This is a genomic window from Methylovorus glucosotrophus, from assembly GCF_009858335.1.
In the GTDB taxonomy this organism is placed as follows: domain Bacteria; phylum Pseudomonadota; class Gammaproteobacteria; order Burkholderiales; family Methylophilaceae; genus Methylovorus; species Methylovorus glucosotrophus.
This window is the reverse complement of the sequence record NZ_VMSE01000001.1, coordinates 1,281,895-1,299,532: the sequence shown is the minus strand read 5'-3', so window position 1 is coordinate 1,299,532 and position 17,638 is coordinate 1,281,895. Positions and strand designations below refer to the sequence as shown.

Below are 17,638 nucleotides of genomic sequence, written 5' to 3'. Positions count from 1 at the left end.
CATTCCCATGTCGGCCACCTTATTGGGCAACAGGCACCGCACTGGGATATAGAGGATCTCACTCGCCGTACAAATATTTCGATTCTTCGCCCATGATCTGGGCAATTTCATTATGCGTATCGTCTATTGTTTTCATCAATACATCATTGATTTTAAAGTACTCATTGATTTGATTGAGGTACTGCCTCAATTTTGATGAGCTATAGCCCTGGGACTCAACGCGATCAATGATCTGGATTGCCTCGGAATAATAGAAAGGAAAAAGCTCGCGTTCGCGTGGGTTAAATTTGCACTCGTCAATACAGCAGACAAGCTCCGCCAAATGATCAAAAAGTCTGAAATTATCGTAGTCCAATTATTAACTCCTGCGAAATACCACGATTTATAACAAAGAGTAAATTCAAACCAGCACCCGCTTAATTCTTTCTGGCTGACTCTTTGCGATCAATGGATGCAGTTTTACTTGTTGATAGGAAACACTGCGCTTTCATGACTCCGGTACTGGAGATTTTATCTGCCAGCGAGGTGCATATCGCCTCTGACTCAAGGCCATCAATCACCATAGGCTCGGTTAAATGTGCATTTACACTGCCAACCAGGTAGACCAACACCACATAAAGATTCATTACTTCCCCCTTTTGATTGAAATATTGCATTCCAAGCAACGGCAATCAGGTTGTTTACGCGATTCATTACTGGAGAATGAGCAAATAGTTCGATTTATTCATCCCAGAACCATCAACAATGGCTTATTTACGTAATGGCCTTATTGCGGTGTATCTCAATATAAAACGCGCTGCTTATTGAAGAGTTTTAGCGGTTTAAAACAAAGCGCCGCCATGAAACTGAAACTTGTGAACAGATAGTAGTAGATTGATCAGGCAGGAGTAATTACCCCTAGGGGCAGCCATTTCTGGCTTAAAACGCGGCAATTCAGGCTTGTTTCAACACGTCATGATGGCGCATCTGCGAGGATGTCTTTACCCGCCTGAAAATCCATAGCACCACTCAAGCGCGGCAGTGTCCGGCTGGCTATTCAATAAAACTTTACATCCAGCCTCAACTTTTACGCCAAGTCGTCGTAATAAAACTAATTGTTTTATTTAATCACCAGGCCTTTGGGGTAAGTCATCCATGGCAGTTCATGCGCGGGCTTTCCTTTGCCAATGCGCGATTTAGCACCGAATTCCACTATGTTTTTTTAAAAGGTTTTTTTGAAGAGGCTCTATGAAATCCGCCCTGTCTGACATGAGCATACGTTTAAAAATCGCCTTGATTGTGACGGTGGTGGCGATGATCGGCTTTACCGTCACCATTGCCACCATCATCAACCAATCCATTGAAGTAGAAAAGAAAACAGCCCTGAAGCTGGTCGATGAATCCGCCCTGGTTGGCCGGGAACAGGCGCAGGAAATACTGGATAGAGCCGTGGTAACGGCCAGGGCAAACGCCAGAACCATGCTGGCCATGAAAGCTACCCATCAGGAGAGTCGCGCGGCGATAGATAACCTGCTGGCGAATTCGCTCAGACAGAACCCTGACCTCGTTGGCGCATGGACGTTATGGGAACCCAATGCCTTTGATGGCAAGGACAAGGATTTCGTCAACGCGGCCGGGCACGACGCCACCGGCCGCTATATCCCCTACTGGAACAGCGGAAGTGGTTCCGTCATTCTTGAGGCCCTGGTGGATTACAACACGGCAGGGGCAGGCGATTACTATCTGCTCGCCAAAAACTCTGGCAAGGAAACACTGCTGGAGCCTTATATGTACAAGATTGCGGGCAAAGATACGCTGATTACCACCATCAGCATCCCCATTCAACACAACGGAGGTTTTGTGGGGGTGACGGGGTTTGACATTCCGCTTTCCGGCATGCAGGCGATTGTCGGTGCCATCAAGCCATATGCAGGCAGCTATGCCGAGCTGATTACCTACGGTGGCAATTATGTCGCCAGTGCCAGCCCGGAGAACATTGGCAAACCGATGGACAAGCAAGGGGATGCCAAAGCCATCCTGCAAAAAATTCAGGCAGGAACAGCGTTTAGCCATATCGATCAGGATGCCTCGGGCACACTGGTATACCGCACCTACGCCCCCATCAAGGTTGGCAATAGTGTCACGCCCTGGGCACTGGTGCTGACCGTTCCCATGGATGTAGTCATGGCGCAGATCTACACTATCCGCAACATTGCGATCGTGGTGGGCATCGTCTCGGTGATCGTGCTGGTCGGCATCCTGTATTTCTTTCTCAATCGCATGGTCATCAGCCCGCTGCAGGAGAGCGTCGGCACTATCAAACGTCTGTCCAAGGGCGATTTGTCAGCCAAGATCACGGTAAAGGGCAGTGATGAAATGGCGGCACTCAATGGTTCCATGGCGCAGCTGGGCGGCAATATTCAGACACTGATTTCGCAGATGACCGTCATGAGCGAGGCGCACGACCGCGGAGAGACCGATGCGCGGGTCACCGAAAGCAATTTTGAAGGGGCATTCCGCGATCTGGCACACGGCGTCAACAGCATGGTGCATGGCCATATCGAACTCAACAACAAAGCCATGCAGGTAGTGAAAGCCTTTGGCGAAGGCAATTTTGAGGCGCCCCTGGAGCGCTTTCCCGGCAAAAAGGCCGAGATCAATCACACCATTGAACAAGTACGCAGCAACCTGAAGAGCCTGATTGCGGATGCAGACATGCTGGCGCAGGCCGCCATTGCGGGCAATCTTTCCACGCGCGCCGACGCCAGCCGTCACCAGGGCGATTTCCGCAAGATTGTCGAGGGCGTCAATAACACGCTGGATGCCGTCATCGGCCCCTTGAATGTCGCTGCGCATTACGTAGACGCCATTTCCAAAGGCAACATCCCGGCCAAGATCACCGATGACTACAGTGGCGACTTCAACACTCTTAAAAACAACCTCAACCAGTGTATAGACGCCATCAATGCCATGGTGGCAGATACCGCCATGCTGGCAGAGGCTGGTGCCCAGGGCCTGCTGTCAACCCGTGCGGATGCCAGCCGTCACCAGGGGGATTTCCGCAAGATTGTCGAAGGCGTCAATAACACGCTGGATACGGTGATCGGTCCGCTGAATGTAGCCGCCGATTGCGTCAAACGTATCTCGCAAGGGCATATCCCGCCTGCCATTACTGAAGAGTATCAAGGTGACTTCAACACCATACGCCAGAACCTGAACACCTGTATCAGCGCCATCAATGCGCTGGTGCAGGATGCCGGCATGCTGGCCGATGCCGCCCGCGATGGGCGGGTATATGTGCGGGCCGATGCCACAAACCATCAGGGCGATTTCCGCAAGATCGTCGAGGGCGTGAACGAAACGCTGGAAATGATCGCCACACCTATCGTCACGGTTAAAGAAGCAGCAGAGACCATCAATACCGCCGCCAATGAAATCTCCAAAGGCAATATCGATCTGTCGCAGCGCACCGAGGAGCAAGCCTCATCGCTGGAAGAAACGGCTTCCAGCATGGAGCAGCTCGCCTCCACCGTGAAGCAGAATGCGGAAAATGCCAAGCAGGCCAACCAGCTTGCCATCACCGCCACCAGCATTGCCGAGCGTGGCGGCGAAGTTGTTTCGGATGTCGTGAATACCATGGCCGCCATCAACGAAAGCTCGCACAAGATCGAGGACATCATCTCCGTCATTGATGGCATTGCCTTCCAGACCAATATCCTGGCCTTGAATGCCGCCGTCGAAGCCGCCAGGGCTGGTGAACAGGGCCGCGGCTTTGCCGTGGTCGCCGGTGAAGTGCGCAATCTGGCGCAACGCTCGGCCGTGGCCGCCAAGGAGATCAAGGAGTTGATCGCAGATTCCGTGGGCAAAACCACCGAAGGTACGCGTCAGGTAGAAAACGCGGGCAAGACCATGGAAGAAATCGTCAATTCGGTCAAACGCGTTTCCAATATTGTGGGCGAAATCACCGCAGCCTCCATCGAGCAAAGCTCGGGCATCGATCAGGTCAACAAAGCGGTCACGCAAATGGACGAAGTCACCCAGCAAAATGCCGCTCTGGTGGAAGAAGCCGCTGCCGCTGCCGAGTCGCTCATGGAGCAAGCCAATAATCTGGTGGAATCCATACGTCAGTTCAAAACCTCCGAAAACGATACCGGCCGCGCCAGCGCAGCGCCCGCCCGTCTGCCCAGCCCCAAGCCTTTCAGGGCAGAGAGTGGCGGACGATCTGCGGCTCCCTTGCGCGTTGCCGTCAAAGCCCCTGACGAAGGCGACTGGGAAGAGTTTTAACCCTTGTACAAGACCTCCCGCGTGGAGGTCTTGTTATTTGGGGAGGAGCGATATGCGCCGAATCGGGTATGCTGCACACATTCCCGATGGAGAAGGCTACATCATGTCACTCAAGCACAGCCTGGACGCGCTGCAATCGCTACTGGCAAGCCAGTTACCCTGCCCTGTCATCAGTGGCCGCCCCGAGCAGAGCCTCGGGCTTTATCTGTTTCCATGGCACATCCATCAACCGACACAATTACGTGCGATCGGCGCATCCGAGTCGCCCCACAGGCCGTGCAGTTTGAGTGTGGTGTTATTGCCCAAGGCAGATTCGGTAGTGACATCGCTAGACTTGCTGGATCAGGCCATGGCGACGATTCAAGCCCAACCGGTACAGAGCACGGTGGATGGTAACGTGCACATCCTCCTGGATACGTGGTCAGCGGAAACCATGATGCAATTCTTTACCGCAGCGGGATTACCCCTGCAATGCGCCCTCGCCTGCGAGTTGCGCCTCAGTTGAGTTTTTACACCAAGCAATTTTTACAACAAGCAAAAGGGAGACGTCATGCAACACTGGTTCAGCAAACTCAAGGGCGACCATGCCGCCCTGCCACCTCGTGCACCCGGCAAGGCGATTGCGCTGGCCTGGCTGGGCGGTTGCCTTGCCATTGGCGTCATTGCCGCGCTGGCGGAGCACTGGTCACTGGCTCTGGTACTAGGCTCCTTTGGTGCGAGTTGCGTACTGGTGTTTGGCTATCCGGATGTGCCGTTTTCCCAGCCCCGCAACATCATTCTGGGGCACGGTCTCAGCACCGCCACCGGCCTGCTGTTTCTGACACTGTTTGGTCCCCACTGGTGGGCCATGGCACTGGCGGCAGGTACCGCCATCGCCTTGATGATGTTCACGCGAACTGTTCACCCTCCCGCAGGCTCCAATCCGGTAATTGTGTTTTTGCTGCAGCCGGGCTGGGGATTTCTGTTGCTGCCCACGCTGACGGGCGCCTTGATACTGACGCTGGTGGCCTTGCTGTACAACAATGCAACGCGCGCGGGGAATTACCCCAAATACTGGTAAGCCTGCCTGTAGCAGGTAGAGCAGTGCTTGCGTTCGAAACTGACGACTGATTGATTAACCAAACCACGTAAAAAGACGGAGAACCGCATGTTTGAATGGCTGGCAAGCCCGGAAGCCTGGATCGCCCTGGGCACCCTGACCGCACTGGAAATTGTGCTCGGCATCGACAATATCATCTTCATTTCCATCCTGGTCGGGCGCCTACCTGCCCATCAGCGCGCGCTGGCACGCAAGCTCGGGCTCAGTCTGGCGATGATCACCCGGCTGGCCCTGCTGTTTTCCATCTCCTGGGTCATGGGCCTCACTGAACCGTGGTTCACGGTGCTCTCGCAACCAGTATCCGGCCGCGACATTATTTTGATTGGCGGCGGTTTGTTTCTGCTGGCAAAAGCCACGCATGAAATTCATAACAGCCTGGAGGGAGAGGCAGAGGAAAGCAGCGGCATGGCGGTGGCCAAAGCCTCGTTTGGCATGAGCCTGGTGCAGATTGCCCTGCTTGATGTGGTGTTTTCGCTGGACTCCGTCATCACCGCCGTTGGGCTGGCTGATCACGTGTCCATCATGGCGATTGCCATCATTCTGGCGGTTGGCGTCATGCTGTTTGCCGCCAAGCCTATTGGCGATTTTGTTGATAATCACCCCACCATCAAGATACTCGCCCTGTCTTTCCTGATACTGGTGGGGATGACGCTGGTGGCTGAAGGGCTGGAGTTCCATGTGCCCAAGGGTTATATCTACTTCGCCATGGCCTTCTCGGTAGTGGTCGAGATGATCAATATCCGCATGCGCAAAAAGTCCGACACCGTGCGCAAGCTGAATAAAAGCCAGCCCTGATACCTAAGCTCAGGCTGCTCTGCCCAGCCTGCATGGTGGGCAGAGCTGATTGACAAGCAGAACCCTAGTCCTTGAATACCTGCTGCCAGAGGCTGTGCACCGCCTCGGCATCGGCAGCAACCGCCGATAAAGGCACACGTGATTTGGTCTGCTCCTGCAGGCGGCTGGCATGTTGCAGGCTGCGATAACGCCGATATGCTTCAGCGGCCGCCATCGCCAGCGTGGCATCAATCAGGCCCAGATTCCCCAACTTGCCCAGCAGGCTGATATTGCCTAGGTTTTCGGTGAGCTCAGGATGCTCGGCAGCATGCGCCAGTACCAGATACTGCACCATGAATTCCACATCAATAATGCCGCCCTCACTTTGCTTGAGGTCAAATTCTGTTGCGGGCACGCTATGGCTCTCGCGCATGCGGCGACGCATATTCAGCACCTCCTCGCGCAGCTTTGCCACATCACGCGGCTGGCGTATCACCTCTTCGCGTATGCGGCTGAATGCCGCCCCTATCGCCTCATCGCCGGCACTGAAGCGAGCGCGGGTCAATGCCTGATGCTCCCATACCCAGGCTTTATTGCGCTGGTAATCTTCAAACGCCTCCAGTGAGCTGACCAGCAAACCACTGGCGCCATCCGGCCGCAGCTGCAAGTCGGTTTCGTAGAGCAAGCCCGCTGAAGTCAGGCTATTGAGCCAGGTATTGATGCGCTGCCCAAAACGGGCATAGGTATCGCGCGCTTCGGGCGCATCATCGTCATACAGAAAAATGATATCCAGATCCGAAGCATAGCCCAGCTCGCGCCCGCCCAGCTTGCCATAGCCGATGATGGCAAATTTTGGGGTTTCCCGATGCTTGCCACGCAAGGTGGGCCAGATGGTATCCATCGTGGCCTGCAATACCAGATTCGCCAGCGCGCTAAGGTAATCCGACAAGGTTTGCAGTGGCAGCTCACCGGCAATATCCTGCGCGGCAAAGCGGAAAACGGCAGCATGCTTGAAATGGCGCATGGTATCCATCTGCCGCTCAACATCGCCCTCCACCTCGGCCAGTCGGCGCTGCAGGTCCTGGCGCATGGCATCAAAATCCGGCTCGGCATACAGGCTGCGCGTATCCAGCAATTCATCCAGCAAAATGGGATGCTGGGTCAGATATTGCGCCAACCATGGGCTGGCGGCCACCAGCTTGACCAACAAGCTCAGCACGGCCGGGTACTCGGCCAGCAGCGCGAGATAACTGGCGCGACGGCAGATGCTTTCCAGCAGATCCAATGCCCGCGTCAGGGTCACCTGGGGGCGCTCTTCCTGGGCGGAGAGTTGAATCACCGTAGGCATCAGAATATCCAGGCGCTGACGGCTCAGCTCGGGCAGATTGCGATAACGGCTACCCGTGTGCAAGGCATTCAGGCGACGCAGGGTATCTTCCGCATCGTCATAGCCGGCGTCGCGCAAGCGACGCACCGCTTCGCCCTCCTGCACCGCCCCCTGCCAGATGTCATTGATCGGCTTCAGGGTTTGCAGATTGTTATCCTGGCGCCCCACGGCCACATCGCTAAACACCTCGCTAAAATGCACTTCGATCAGGCTGCGATGGGTTTCCAGCGCCTTGCGCAGCAGATCCCAATGCGCAAAGTGCATGCTGGTGGCAATGCGTTGCTGGGCTTCCGGCGTGGTGGGCAGCTCCTGGGTCTGGGCATCTTCCACATATTGCAACCTGTGCTCCAGATCGCGCAAAAAAACATAGGCTTCGCGCAGCTCGCGCACGGTACGCTCGGGCAGAATCTGCTTTTCCTGCAAGCGCTGCAGCACCGCCAGCGTCGGGCGTATCTGCAGGCTGGTATCGCGCCCGCCACGTATCAGCTGAAATACCTGGGCGATAAATTCAATCTCGCGGATACCGCCACGCCCCAGCTTGATGTTGTCGTGCATGTCGCGCCGATTCACATCGCGCTGTATCTGCACCTTGAGATCACGCATGGAGGCAAACGCGCCATAGTCCAGGTATTTGCGGTAGACAAAGGGCCGCAGCAAATCGGCCAGCACCTGCTCCGGCCCGGCAATCACCCGGCCCTTGATCCAGGCATAGCGCTCCCATTCACGCCCCTGATTCTGGTAATACTCCTCCAGAAAATTCAGACTGCAGGCCAGCGGCCCTTCCGAGCCATAGGGCCGCAAGCGCATATCCACGCGGAAGACAAAGCCATCTTCGGTGACGTCATCAATCGCGGCAATCAGCTTTTTGCCCAGGCGCGCAAAGAATTCATTGTTGCTGAGGGACTTTTCCCCATTGGTTTCGCCATCCTGCTCAAAGGCAAAAATCAGGTCGATGTCCGATGACACATTCAGCTCATAACCACCCAGCTTGCCCATGCCCACCACAATCAGCGACTGCTTGTCACCGCGCTCGCCTATGGGTTCACCGTACTGGGCTTCCAGCCAGGGCGTGAGATGCTGCAAGGCAAAGCGCACCGCCACCTCCGCCAGTGCACTCATGGTCTGCATCACTTCATCGAGATCGGCAAGATCATTCAGATCCCGCGCAATCACCCGCAACATCACCCGCTGGCGCAGGCCGCGCAGGGCATGCTTGAGACTGGTCTCATCCGTCACCGTGCATTTCGAAAGATAGAGCCGCATGTAATCCGCGCGCCATGGCAGCATGATTTCCGCATCCAGCTCCTGCAAGAGCTCAGGGTATCGGGTCAGCAGACGCTGGCAAAACGGGCTGCAGCGCACGGTATGGCGCACCCATTGTGTGGTCTGGCGGCCATCATGTTCATCAGAGAGAATTTGCGAGAGTGTTTGCATCAAAAATCAGCTTGGCTGGTGGTATTATGTGGAAGATTTTTTTCGTTACCTTTTGTAACAGTTGAAGAATAACCCAAAAACAGGCCGGGCTGGGGCTGACGACCATCAGGTCTAGCCACCCTCATCACCAGGCCGCTGATAACACAACGATAAGTGCTTGCTGGAGATCTCTGAATGTCATCGATTGAAACCGTTCTGACCGAAACCCGCGTTTTCCCCCCACAGGAGGCCTTCAAGCAGGCAGCCACCATTTCAGGTCTGGAACAATACACCGCGCTTTGCCAGCAGGCCGAGCAGGATTACCCCGGCTTCTGGGCTGCGCTCGCGCAAAAGGAGCTGGATTGGCACAAGCCATTCACCGCCGTGCTGGATGAAGCCAATGCGCCTTTCTACCGCTGGTTTCACGATGGCGAACTGAATGCCTCCTACAACTGCCTGGACCGTCATCTTTCCACCCGCGGCGACAAAGCTGCCCTGATTTTTGAAGCCGACGACGGCACGGTCACCACCGTCACCTATCGCCAGTTGCACCAGCGTGTTTGCCGCTTTGCCAATGCCCTGAAAAAACAAGGGATAGGCAAAGGTGATCGCGTGATCATCTATCTGCCCATGAGTGTGGAAGCCATTGTCGCCATGCAAGCCTGTGCCCGTATCGGCGCCATTCACTCCGTGGTGTTTGGCGGCTTCTCCTCCAAGAGCCTGCACGAGCGTATCACCGATGTCGGCGCCAAGCTGGTGATCACCTCCGATGGCCAGATGCGTGGCGGCCGCGCCATGCCGCTGAAACCGGCCGTGGATGAAGCCTTGAGCTTTGGCGGTTGCGAAGCCGTGACCAGCGTGATTGTGTACAAGCGCACTGGCGGCGATGTCACCTGGAATGCGCGTGACTTGTGGTGGCATGATCTGGAAAGCGCAGAATCCGATTACTGCGAGCCAACCTGGGTCAATGCCGAGCATCCACTGTTCATTCTCTACACCTCAGGCTCCACCGGCAAACCCAAGGGCGTGCAGCACTCCACTGGCGGCTATCTGCTGGGTGCGGTCATGAGCATGAAATGGGTATTCGACCATAAAGCCACGGATATTTTCTGGTGCACGGCCGATGTGGGCTGGATTACCGGCCATAGCTATGTCGCCTATGGCCCGCTGGCGCTGGGCAGCACGCAAGTCGTGTTTGAAGGCGTGCCGACTTACCCCGATGCTGGCCGCTTCTGGCAGATGATCGAAAAGCACAAGGTCAGCGTGTTTTACACCGCGCCCACGGCGATTCGTTCGCTGATCAAGCTGGGCGGCGATTTACCGAATAATTACGATCTTTCCAGCCTGCGCCTGTTGGGCACAGTGGGCGAGCCCATCAACCCTGAAGCCTGGATGTGGTATCACAAAACCGTGGGCCGCGAGCGCTGCCCGATTGTGGATACCTGGTGGCAAACCGAAACCGGCGCACACATGATTGCCCCGCTGCCTGGCGCCATCAATGCCAAGCCCGGCTCCTGCACGCGGCCTCTGCCCGGCATCATGATGGATATCGTCAATGAAGATGGCAGCCATATTGATGGCACTGGCGGTGGTCTGCTGGTAGTCAAGAAGCCATGGCCATCCATGATACGCACCATCTGGAACGACCCGGAGCGCTTCAAGAAATCGTATTTCCCCGAAGAGCTGAAAGGCGTTTACCTCGCCGGTGACTCAGCCCACCGTGACGATGATGGCTATTTCTGGATCATGGGGCGGATTGACGATGTGCTGAATGTCTCCGGTCACCGCCTTGGCACCATGGAAATTGAATCCGCGCTGGTAGCCCATCCGCTGGTAGCAGAGGCTGCCGTGGTCGGCAAGCCGCATGAGATCAAGGGCGAATCCATCGTCGCTTATGTGGTGCTGAAAGGCGCCCGTCCGGAAGGCGATGAGGCAAAACAGATTGTGGCGCAGCTGCGTGACTGGGTCGGCAAGGAAATCGGCCCCATCGCCAAGCCCGATGAAATCCGCTTTGGCGATAACCTGCCCAAGACGCGCTCCGGCAAGATCATGCGCCGCCTGCTGCGCTCGCTGGCCAAGGGCGAGGAAATCACCTCCGATATTTCCACGCTGGATAATCCCGCCATTCTGGAACAGCTGAAGCAGGCTGTTTCCTGATAAGTTGCCATCACAGGCTGACGTAAACGTCATGCATAAAAAAGCCGCAGCTATCTGCGGCTTTTTTATTGGCTTAATTGATTCGGGCTATGACCGATGCCGTCTTCTCATGCAATTGGCTGCTCATGCTATCTGGCAACGCGGCGCGATTGCTTGCCATAGCGTTTCCTCCACCAGATCAACACCCCGGTCACGGAGACCAGCACCAGCGCCAGGCCGCAGAAACTCACAAACACGCGGTAAGGCAGCCCAAACACCTGCCCCATGTGCAGTGCCCCCAGCCAGTTGCTGACAGTATTGCCGGCCTTGTCGCCCGTAGGCAGCCACCAGCCTTTGATCTCTCCCGTGGCAGCATCCATCAGTATCGCCGTGTTACCACGATCACTGCGCAGATCCGCATTGCTATGCACAAAATACGCATACAGCCCGCGCTGCCTGTCGAGCCGCAAGCGGTCTTCAAAATCCACCTTGAGCCCACGCTCAGCACTGAAACGCTGCATGGCTTGACGCGCCATGGCATGCGCCTGAGGCCAAGACATGGGCTCGCGAGTGAGAGGCTGCGCCAGTGGCGGAATGGAGCGCCATGAAAGATCAAAATCAAACATGGTTTTCATCACCGGCATATACACCTGCTCACGCAGATTGAACATGACACTGGACCAGGCAAACATCAGCAATACGATGCACAGCCACAAGCCAAACGCGCGATGCAGATCAAAGTTGATGCGGGTAGCACCGGCCTGCCACTTGATCAGCCATGCCGGTTTCCATCGACTAAGAAAGGACGATTTGGCCGCTTGTTGCCGACGCGGCAAGGTGAGATAAAAAGCGACCATGCTATCCAGCGTCCATAGCACGGCGATGATGCCAAAAATCAAGCGTCCGCTATTGCCCGGCAAGGCCAGCGAGTAATGCAATTTATAGAGAAAGCCCACCAGCGTTTCGCGCTGAAACAGGCTGTCGCCGCGCAGGCGCATCCCCAGCATGGCGCCGGTTTGCGGATGCAAGAACATCTCATCAGCCAGCAATGGTGCAGCTTTGCCATCGATAGATGGACCTGGGCTCAACCGGAACGCAGCGGATTCACCTGCTTCCACATGCAACAGCAATTCATCCACCAGCATGCCAGCAGGCGCCTGCCGCTGGGCAGCCTCGCGCAGCGCATAGGCATTCAGCGGCGCACGCCCCGCCTGCCATGCCGGGTGCAGCAAATGCGGATTCAGCCAGCCATCGACCTCCTCCTCAAACGCGATGATCGCCCCGGTAAACCCGGCCACCACCAGAAAAACCGCCATCGCCAGGCCTACCCAGCGATGCCAGATAACAAGATACGCGCGCATTACCAGCTATAGGTCAGCGTGCCCATCACATTACGGCGGTAGCCCCATTTGCAGCCATCGCCATAGTAGCCGCAGGTCGCCACATACTCCTTGTCGAACAGGTTGCTGGCATTGAGGGCAAACTTCCAGCCTTTCCATTGATCGCCAAGGCTGGCAAGGTCGTAACGCAAGGAGGCATCCACCAGCGTATAAGACGGCAACTTGTAGGTATTCTCATCGGTGCCGTACGTAGAGCCGATGTAGCGCAAACCGCCACCTACCGTTAAGCCCGCGAGGATAGACTCTGGCAACCTATAATTTGCCCACAATGCCGCGGCGTGTTTGGGAGCGCCGCTCGGTGTATTGCCCTTCACCCCATCATTACTTTTAGTGATTTCCAGCAGGGTATAGGTGTAGCTCGCCACCAGATCCAGGCCGTTATCCAGCTGCGATTTGGCTTCCGCTTCAAACCCACGCGACTGCACTTCGCCACGCTGAATCAGCTTGCTGCCTGCATCCAGCGGGTCATCTGTCGTGACGTTCTGGCGTGTCAGGTCAAAGACCGAAAACGTCAGCATGGTACGCTGCCCCGCGGGCTGGTAGCGTGCACCTAGCTCGTATTGCTTGCCGGTTTCAGGCTTGAAAGGCGTGTTGCCGCGCGCTTCAGAAGTCCGTCCGATGACGGGCAGGAATGATTCGGTATAGCTGGCATACGGTGCCCAACCATTGTCCGCCAGATAGACGACGCCGGTACGCCAGGTATTGGCGCTGTCATTCTGATGGTCAGAATTGCTGTCATCCAGATAATCGCGGGTAGAGGTTCTCGCCCAGTCGCGGCGGCCGCCCAGGGTCACTACCCACTTCTGGGCAATCTTGATTTGATCCTGCAAATAGAGGCCGGTCTGCCGCAAGCGCTGGGTGGTATCGCCAGTGACGGAATAGTTAGGCGTAGCCGTACCATACACCGGGTTGTAGAGATCCAGGCTGGAGACGGTGGCGAAGGTTTCATCTACGTGGCTTTTCATTTTTTGCGCGTCCAGGCCAATCAGCGCCGTGTGCTCAATGTCTTGCCCTTGGCCCCATTTCAGTTGCACATGGTTGTCGATGGCGAGATTATCCACATCATCCCAGCTACCACCGGAAAAGCGTCCCACAGTGCGCTGGTCGCTCTGCAGGCCGGTCATGTAGGTAGAGACCGTGGTGCTCTTCATGTTCTGGTAACGCAAGTTCTGACGGAACAGCACATTGTCGTTAAAAATATGCTCAAACTGGTAGCCCAGCGAGTATCGTTCCTGGTTGAATTTATCTATCCCTGGCTCGCCAACAAACCGGCTGGTGGATATCTTGCCGTAGGCGCTGCTGTAGAGCGTCCCTATGCGCGGCCAAGCTTGATAGCCTTGCCCGCGCTCGTTTTTCTGGTAATCGGCCAGCACAGTCAGTGTGGTGAAATCGCTGGGGCGCCAGGTAATGGCAGGGGCAATAAATACCCGGTCGTCCTTCACATAGTCAATCTGGGTATCACTATCACGTACCTGTGCAGTCAGGCGATAAGACAAGGTGCCATCGTCGGTTAGCAAGCCGCCAAAATCCCCCGCCAACTGTTTGCGGTCGTAACTTCCCAGTTGCACTTGCACCTCGTGCAATGGTTTATCAGTCGGCCGTTTGCTGACCAGATTGATCAGGCCACCTGGGCCGCCTTGTCCATACAGAATGGAAGACGGGCCACGCAGAATTTCCACCCGCTCCAGACCATAGGGCTCAATCACCGTGCCGCCCTGATTATTGAAGGCATAGGAGCGCAAGCCATCACGATATTGATCGCGGCCATTGGAATCAAAACCACGAATGGAGATGCTGTCCGCGCGGGGATCCGGGCCATTGGCCTCTGCCAGCACCCCGGCGGTATAACGCAATGCATCGCTGACAGACTGCACGCCCTGCATATCCATCTGCTCACGCGTGACAATCGCAATTGATTGCGGTGATTCGATCACCGCGGTATCGGTTTTGGTGGCGGTCAGGCTGCGCTTGGCAACATAGCCTTTGGCTGGCCCCGTGGGGCTCTCCTGCTCCGCCGCGGCACTGATACTCACCTCCGGCAGTTGCTCGGCCTTGGCAGAAGGTTGGAGCTGTGCTTCTGCCTTGCGCAGTGTATATCCGCCATCGCCCAGGGTCGCGGCTTCCAGCCCGGTATTAGCCAGCAAGGCGGCCAAACCGGCGTTTACCGTATAGCGACCTTGCAGACCTGCACTCTGGCGGCCTGCAGTCAAGGCGCCATCGACGGACAGCGCAATACCCGCCTCGGCGGCAAACTGGCTCAGCACCCGGCTAAGCGAGCCTGCCGGAATCTGATACTGGCGGGCATTGGATGCCTGCTGCTCTGCGGCCTGGGCAATATGACTCAGCGGCAGAGTGATGAGGCTTAACGGTAGCGCCAGCAATGTTAGCTGAACGGCATTGACGATGCGCTTCCTGGAAAAGCGCCCCTGTGTGTGACGATGTTGCATGAATTCCCCTTTAATGAAATTGATTCGGCAAAGCTTCATCTGTATTGCCAATCGAAATCAGAAAAGGGGAACCAGGCTGGCGAATTATTTTTGAGGCATGGCTCAACCCGACAATGACGCAGGCTCCAGCGTTACCCACCACGGCAACAGGCGATGCACACGCACAGGCAAGGTTTGCTCAAGCAGGTGTAGCGCCCGATCCGTATCCTGCAATGGGAACGCACCCACGATGCGCAAATGAGATAAGGCGGGATCGTAGCCCAGATGGCCACGGCGGTAGCGTTCAAGGCGGGAAACAAACTCCGGTAATGGCAGGTTGTCGGCCACCAGCATGCCATGCGTCCACGACTCCATGGCAGGGTCTGCTTCGTGGGCGGGCCGGATGGATATACCGTCAAAACTGCTCTGCTCGCCCGCCTGTACGATCAAGCCAGGCTGCCCGGCCTGCGGCAGGCGTATGGCAACAGCGCCCTCAAACACGGCCACATGCGAACGCTGGCCGTCATCCAGCACATTAAACCGGGTGCCGAGCGCCTGCAGCTCTCCATGCCGGGTGGAAATCAGGAAGGGACGGCCGGGCTGTATGGGGTCGGTGGCGGTCTGCACCCAGACCTCACCGGCGATCAATTCGATGCGACGTTCTTTGCTGCTGTAATGCATGTTGATGGCACTTGCGGTATTCATCCACAAGATGCTGCCATCCGCCAGTTGCATACGGCGGCGTTCGCCGATACGGGTGGTATGTTGTGCCATGAGGATTCCTGACCATTGCTGAACGGCTGGCTGCCGCGCGATACCCCAGCCGCCTGCGCTCAGCAGGCAGAGGGCCATGATGGATTTGACTGCGCGACGACGGCCCTGGCTTATGGTGCGCAAGGTCTGGCGCGCAGCGTCATCTTCCACGTGTTGAAATTTGCGCAGGACGCTTTCTACCTGCTGCCATGCCATGCGATGGGTGTTGTCTTGTTCCAGCCATGCCTGCCAGGCGGCACGTTGTTGTGCGTCAAACTCTCCCGCATGCAGCATGGCGAACCATTCTGCAGCCTGCTGCAGGGTGGCATACGAGGGGCTGATGCTGTCATGACGTTCCTGAAGCATGTCCATTAAAGTGGCTTGCCCAGCGTGAGGCATGCCAGCATGGCTTGTGCCATGTATTTTTTGATCATGCGTTCCGAAACCCCGAGTTCAATGGCGATATCGGCGTACTTCATGCCATCCATCTGCGACAGCAGAAAGGCCTGGCTGACTTTGGCGGGCAGACCGGCCAACATGCGCTCGATCTCGAACAAGGTTTCCAGCACCAGCAATCGCTGCTCCACCGAAGGCACCATGGACTCTGGCAACTGCATCAAGGCATCCAGGTAAGCCTGCTCGATCTCGCGACGCCGCCAGTGATTCACCACCAGGCCATGGGCAACCCGTGTCAGATAGGCGCGCGGCTCACGGATGGTCTGCTGCATGGGCGAAGACATGATGCGCACGAAAACGTCCTGCGCCAGGTCGGCAGCCTGATGGTTGCAGCCCAGCTTGCGACGCAACCAGCCCGAAAGCCAGCCGTGATGATCGTGATACAGGGTATGAACGGTGTCCGAAACAAAACCTGAAGACATGACAATAATGTATCAAATGAGAATTATTATCATATTAGAGTTAATAGTCGACAAAGTCAAAAACAGCGCCTGTGTTCAAGAGCAAAATACTGGCTAAGCTGTGTTACAGGCGACATTTACACCCTGGAAACCAGGCTTTACTGCACAAGCTGGGGCCACGCAATCACGTTAAAGCGCATGTTATAAGTGAAGGAACCGGATGAGAAAGCGGTGCAGAAACCACCCGGACGCAACCCGATGACTTGCTGCTTATCGGTCTTTATTACTTGTGCCAGAAACCCCTGATAAAGTCTGTGGCTTTGCTCCACAGGCTGGGCGTATTGGCGCCTGCATACTGTTTATCTTGCGGATATAGCATTTTTGCCCGCAGATACAGGGTACTGGCACGGTTGCCACTCCGGCAGAAACCCAATATGGGCCTCGGCGCATGGGCGATCAGATGTTTGTATTCCGCCACCTGCTGCGCCGTGATCTGATTGGGAATGACCGGAAATGCAATAAACTGCAAGCCAGCGGCCTCGGCAGCCGCCCGCAGCACGGGTGTTGTCGGCTGGCTGGCGCCACCCTCACCATCCGGTCGATTATTGATCAGGGTTTTATAACCGGCCGCCCCAATCTCAGGGATATCGTCCACCATTACCAGAGTGCAATGACTGAATGCGTCGTCTACTTTTACAGGATGAATCGCCATGATGCTTCCTCCTAAGTGTTAACAAACAGCCGGAAAAATAGTCCCCCTACCCTGCTGCTTCGCAGAATTGCTGATACAACACCTGCATGACCGCCAGCGCAGGGCCGGGCACAATCTGGTAGTAAATCTTCTTGCCATCGCGACGGGTAGTCACCAGCCCTTCTTCCCTTAATACGGTGAGTTGCTGCGAAAGCGTAGGCTGGCGAATGTCCAGCATACTCTCAAGCTCGCTGACGCACAGCTCCTGCTGAGTCAGCTGGCATAAAAGCATGAGGCGATCGGCATTCGCGAGTATGCGCATCAGGCGACTGGCCGCCTCCGCAGACTGATGCATGGCAGGAAGATCAATGGCAACGGACATGAAATACAGCTTCCAATCATAGGGTTAGTTGAATCTTCAATATTATATATTTTCATA

General features: G+C 56.0%; 14 protein-coding genes. 5 read left to right on the top strand and 9 right to left on the bottom strand.

All coding sequences use genetic code 11. The features are described 5' to 3' along the window. Window positions 1-58: 58 nt before the first annotated feature. Together FNL37_RS06050 and FNL37_RS06045 are read right to left on the bottom strand one after the other, a co-directional pair. Window positions 59-355 (bottom strand): hypothetical protein, encoded by a 297-nt coding sequence (locus FNL37_RS06050; RefSeq protein ID WP_013442413.1) that lies wholly within the window; start codon window positions 353-355, stop codon window positions 59-61. 61 nt (window positions 356-416) lie between these two features. Further along, window positions 417-626 carry a hypothetical protein gene (locus FNL37_RS06045; protein WP_013442414.1) on the bottom strand — a complete coding sequence of 70 codons (210 nt, stop codon included), beginning with the start codon at window positions 624-626 and terminating at the stop codon, window positions 417-419. 601 nt (window positions 627-1,227) lie between these two features. Between FNL37_RS06045 and FNL37_RS14075 the strand changes: the two genes are divergently transcribed. The 4 genes from FNL37_RS14075 (at window position 1,228) to FNL37_RS06025 (ending at window position 6,157) form a co-directional block, all read left to right on the top strand. Beyond that, the gene (locus FNL37_RS14075) at window positions 1,228-4,263 is read left to right on the top strand and encodes a methyl-accepting chemotaxis protein (protein ID WP_159355525.1); all 3,036 of its coding nucleotides are present in this window, start codon (window positions 1,228-1,230) and stop codon (window positions 4,261-4,263) included. 52 nt (window positions 4,264-4,315) lie between these two features. After that, complete coding sequence (locus FNL37_RS06035; protein WP_159355524.1) at window positions 4,316-4,768, top strand: hypothetical protein; 453 nt, start codon at window positions 4,316-4,318, stop codon at window positions 4,766-4,768. A gap of 45 nt (window positions 4,769-4,813) precedes the next feature. Further along, window positions 4,814-5,323: an HPP family protein gene (locus FNL37_RS06030; protein WP_159355522.1), complete on the top strand. Its 510-nt coding sequence runs from the start codon at window positions 4,814-4,816 to the stop codon at window positions 5,321-5,323. A gap of 87 nt (window positions 5,324-5,410) precedes the next feature. Next, window positions 5,411-6,157 carry a TerC family protein gene (locus tag FNL37_RS06025; RefSeq protein WP_015830239.1) on the top strand — a complete coding sequence of 249 codons (747 nt, stop codon included), beginning with the start codon at window positions 5,411-5,413 and terminating at the stop codon, window positions 6,155-6,157. 64 nt (window positions 6,158-6,221) lie between these two features. Here FNL37_RS06025 and glnE read toward each other — a convergent pair whose 3' ends face one another. Then, entirely contained in the window at window positions 6,222-8,957 is a 2,736-nt protein-coding gene (glnE, locus tag FNL37_RS06020) for a bifunctional [glutamate--ammonia ligase]-adenylyl-L-tyrosine phosphorylase/[glutamate--ammonia-ligase] adenylyltransferase (RefSeq protein ID WP_159355520.1), read from the bottom strand. Between the two features lie 174 nt (window positions 8,958-9,131). Between glnE and acs the strand changes: the two genes are divergently transcribed. After that, window positions 9,132-11,093, top strand: a complete 1,962-nt coding sequence (gene acs, locus FNL37_RS06015; RefSeq protein WP_159355518.1) for an acetate--CoA ligase — start codon at window positions 9,132-9,134, stop codon at window positions 11,091-11,093. Between the two features lie 128 nt (window positions 11,094-11,221). Here acs and FNL37_RS06010 read toward each other — a convergent pair whose 3' ends face one another. The 6 genes from FNL37_RS06010 to FNL37_RS05985 form a co-directional block, all read right to left on the bottom strand. Beyond that, window positions 11,222-12,433 (bottom strand): PepSY-associated TM helix domain-containing protein, encoded by a 1,212-nt coding sequence (locus tag FNL37_RS06010; RefSeq protein ID WP_159355516.1) that lies wholly within the window; start codon window positions 12,431-12,433, stop codon window positions 11,222-11,224. Next, window positions 12,433-14,919, bottom strand: a complete 2,487-nt coding sequence (locus FNL37_RS06005) for a TonB-dependent siderophore receptor (protein WP_159355515.1) — start codon at window positions 14,917-14,919, stop codon at window positions 12,433-12,435. The genes FNL37_RS06010 and FNL37_RS06005 overlap by 1 nt, the downstream gene beginning before the upstream one ends. 102 nt (window positions 14,920-15,021) lie before the next feature. Next, window positions 15,022-16,023 (bottom strand): FecR domain-containing protein, encoded by a 1,002-nt coding sequence (locus FNL37_RS06000; protein ID WP_159355513.1) that lies wholly within the window; start codon window positions 16,021-16,023, stop codon window positions 15,022-15,024. Then, entirely contained in the window at window positions 16,023-16,529 is a 507-nt protein-coding gene (locus tag FNL37_RS05995) for a sigma-70 family RNA polymerase sigma factor (RefSeq protein WP_159355511.1), read from the bottom strand. The genes FNL37_RS06000 and FNL37_RS05995 overlap by 1 nt, the downstream gene beginning before the upstream one ends. Before the next feature lie 262 nt (window positions 16,530-16,791). Further along, window positions 16,792-17,220, bottom strand: a complete 429-nt coding sequence (locus FNL37_RS05990) for a protein tyrosine phosphatase family protein (RefSeq protein WP_159355509.1) — start codon at window positions 17,218-17,220, stop codon at window positions 16,792-16,794. A 46-nt stretch (window positions 17,221-17,266) separates the two neighbouring features. Next, a complete protein-coding gene (locus FNL37_RS05985) occupies window positions 17,267-17,581 on the bottom strand; it encodes an ArsR/SmtB family transcription factor (protein ID WP_159355507.1) in 315 nt (104 codons plus the stop codon). Window positions 17,582-17,638 lie beyond the last annotated feature (57 nt).

What these genes read in the sequence shown, in the direction of transcription:
- FNL37_RS06045 (WP_013442414.1), bottom strand. Translation starts at nt 626, where the DNA reads ATGAATCTTTATGTGGTGTTGGTCTACCTGGTTGGCAGTGTAAATGCA.
- FNL37_RS14075 (WP_159355525.1), top strand. Translation starts at nt 1,228, where the DNA reads ATGAAATCCGCCCTGTCTGACATGAGCATACGTTTAAAAATCGCCTTG.
- FNL37_RS06035 (WP_159355524.1), top strand. Translation starts at nt 4,316, where the DNA reads ATGCGCCGAATCGGGTATGCTGCACACATTCCCGATGGAGAAGGCTAC.
- FNL37_RS06030 (WP_159355522.1), top strand. Translation starts at nt 4,814, where the DNA reads ATGCAACACTGGTTCAGCAAACTCAAGGGCGACCATGCCGCCCTGCCA.
- FNL37_RS06025 (WP_015830239.1), top strand. Translation starts at nt 5,411, where the DNA reads ATGTTTGAATGGCTGGCAAGCCCGGAAGCCTGGATCGCCCTGGGCACC.
- glnE (WP_159355520.1), bottom strand. Translation starts at nt 8,957, where the DNA reads ATGCAAACACTCTCGCAAATTCTCTCTGATGAACATGATGGCCGCCAG.
- acs (WP_159355518.1), top strand. Translation starts at nt 9,132, where the DNA reads ATGTCATCGATTGAAACCGTTCTGACCGAAACCCGCGTTTTCCCCCCA.
- FNL37_RS06010 (WP_159355516.1), bottom strand. Translation starts at nt 12,433, where the DNA reads ATGCGCGCGTATCTTGTTATCTGGCATCGCTGGGTAGGCCTGGCGATG.
- FNL37_RS06005 (WP_159355515.1), bottom strand. Translation starts at nt 14,919, where the DNA reads ATGCAACATCGTCACACACAGGGGCGCTTTTCCAGGAAGCGCATCGTC.
- FNL37_RS06000 (WP_159355513.1), bottom strand. Translation starts at nt 16,023, where the DNA reads ATGGACATGCTTCAGGAACGTCATGACAGCATCAGCCCCTCGTATGCC.
- FNL37_RS05995 (WP_159355511.1), bottom strand. Translation starts at nt 16,529, where the DNA reads ATGTCTTCAGGTTTTGTTTCGGACACCGTTCATACCCTGTATCACGAT.
- FNL37_RS05990 (WP_159355509.1), bottom strand. Translation starts at nt 17,220, where the DNA reads ATGGCGATTCATCCTGTAAAAGTAGACGACGCATTCAGTCATTGCACT.
- FNL37_RS05985 (WP_159355507.1), bottom strand. Translation starts at nt 17,581, where the DNA reads ATGTCCGTTGCCATTGATCTTCCTGCCATGCATCAGTCTGCGGAGGCG.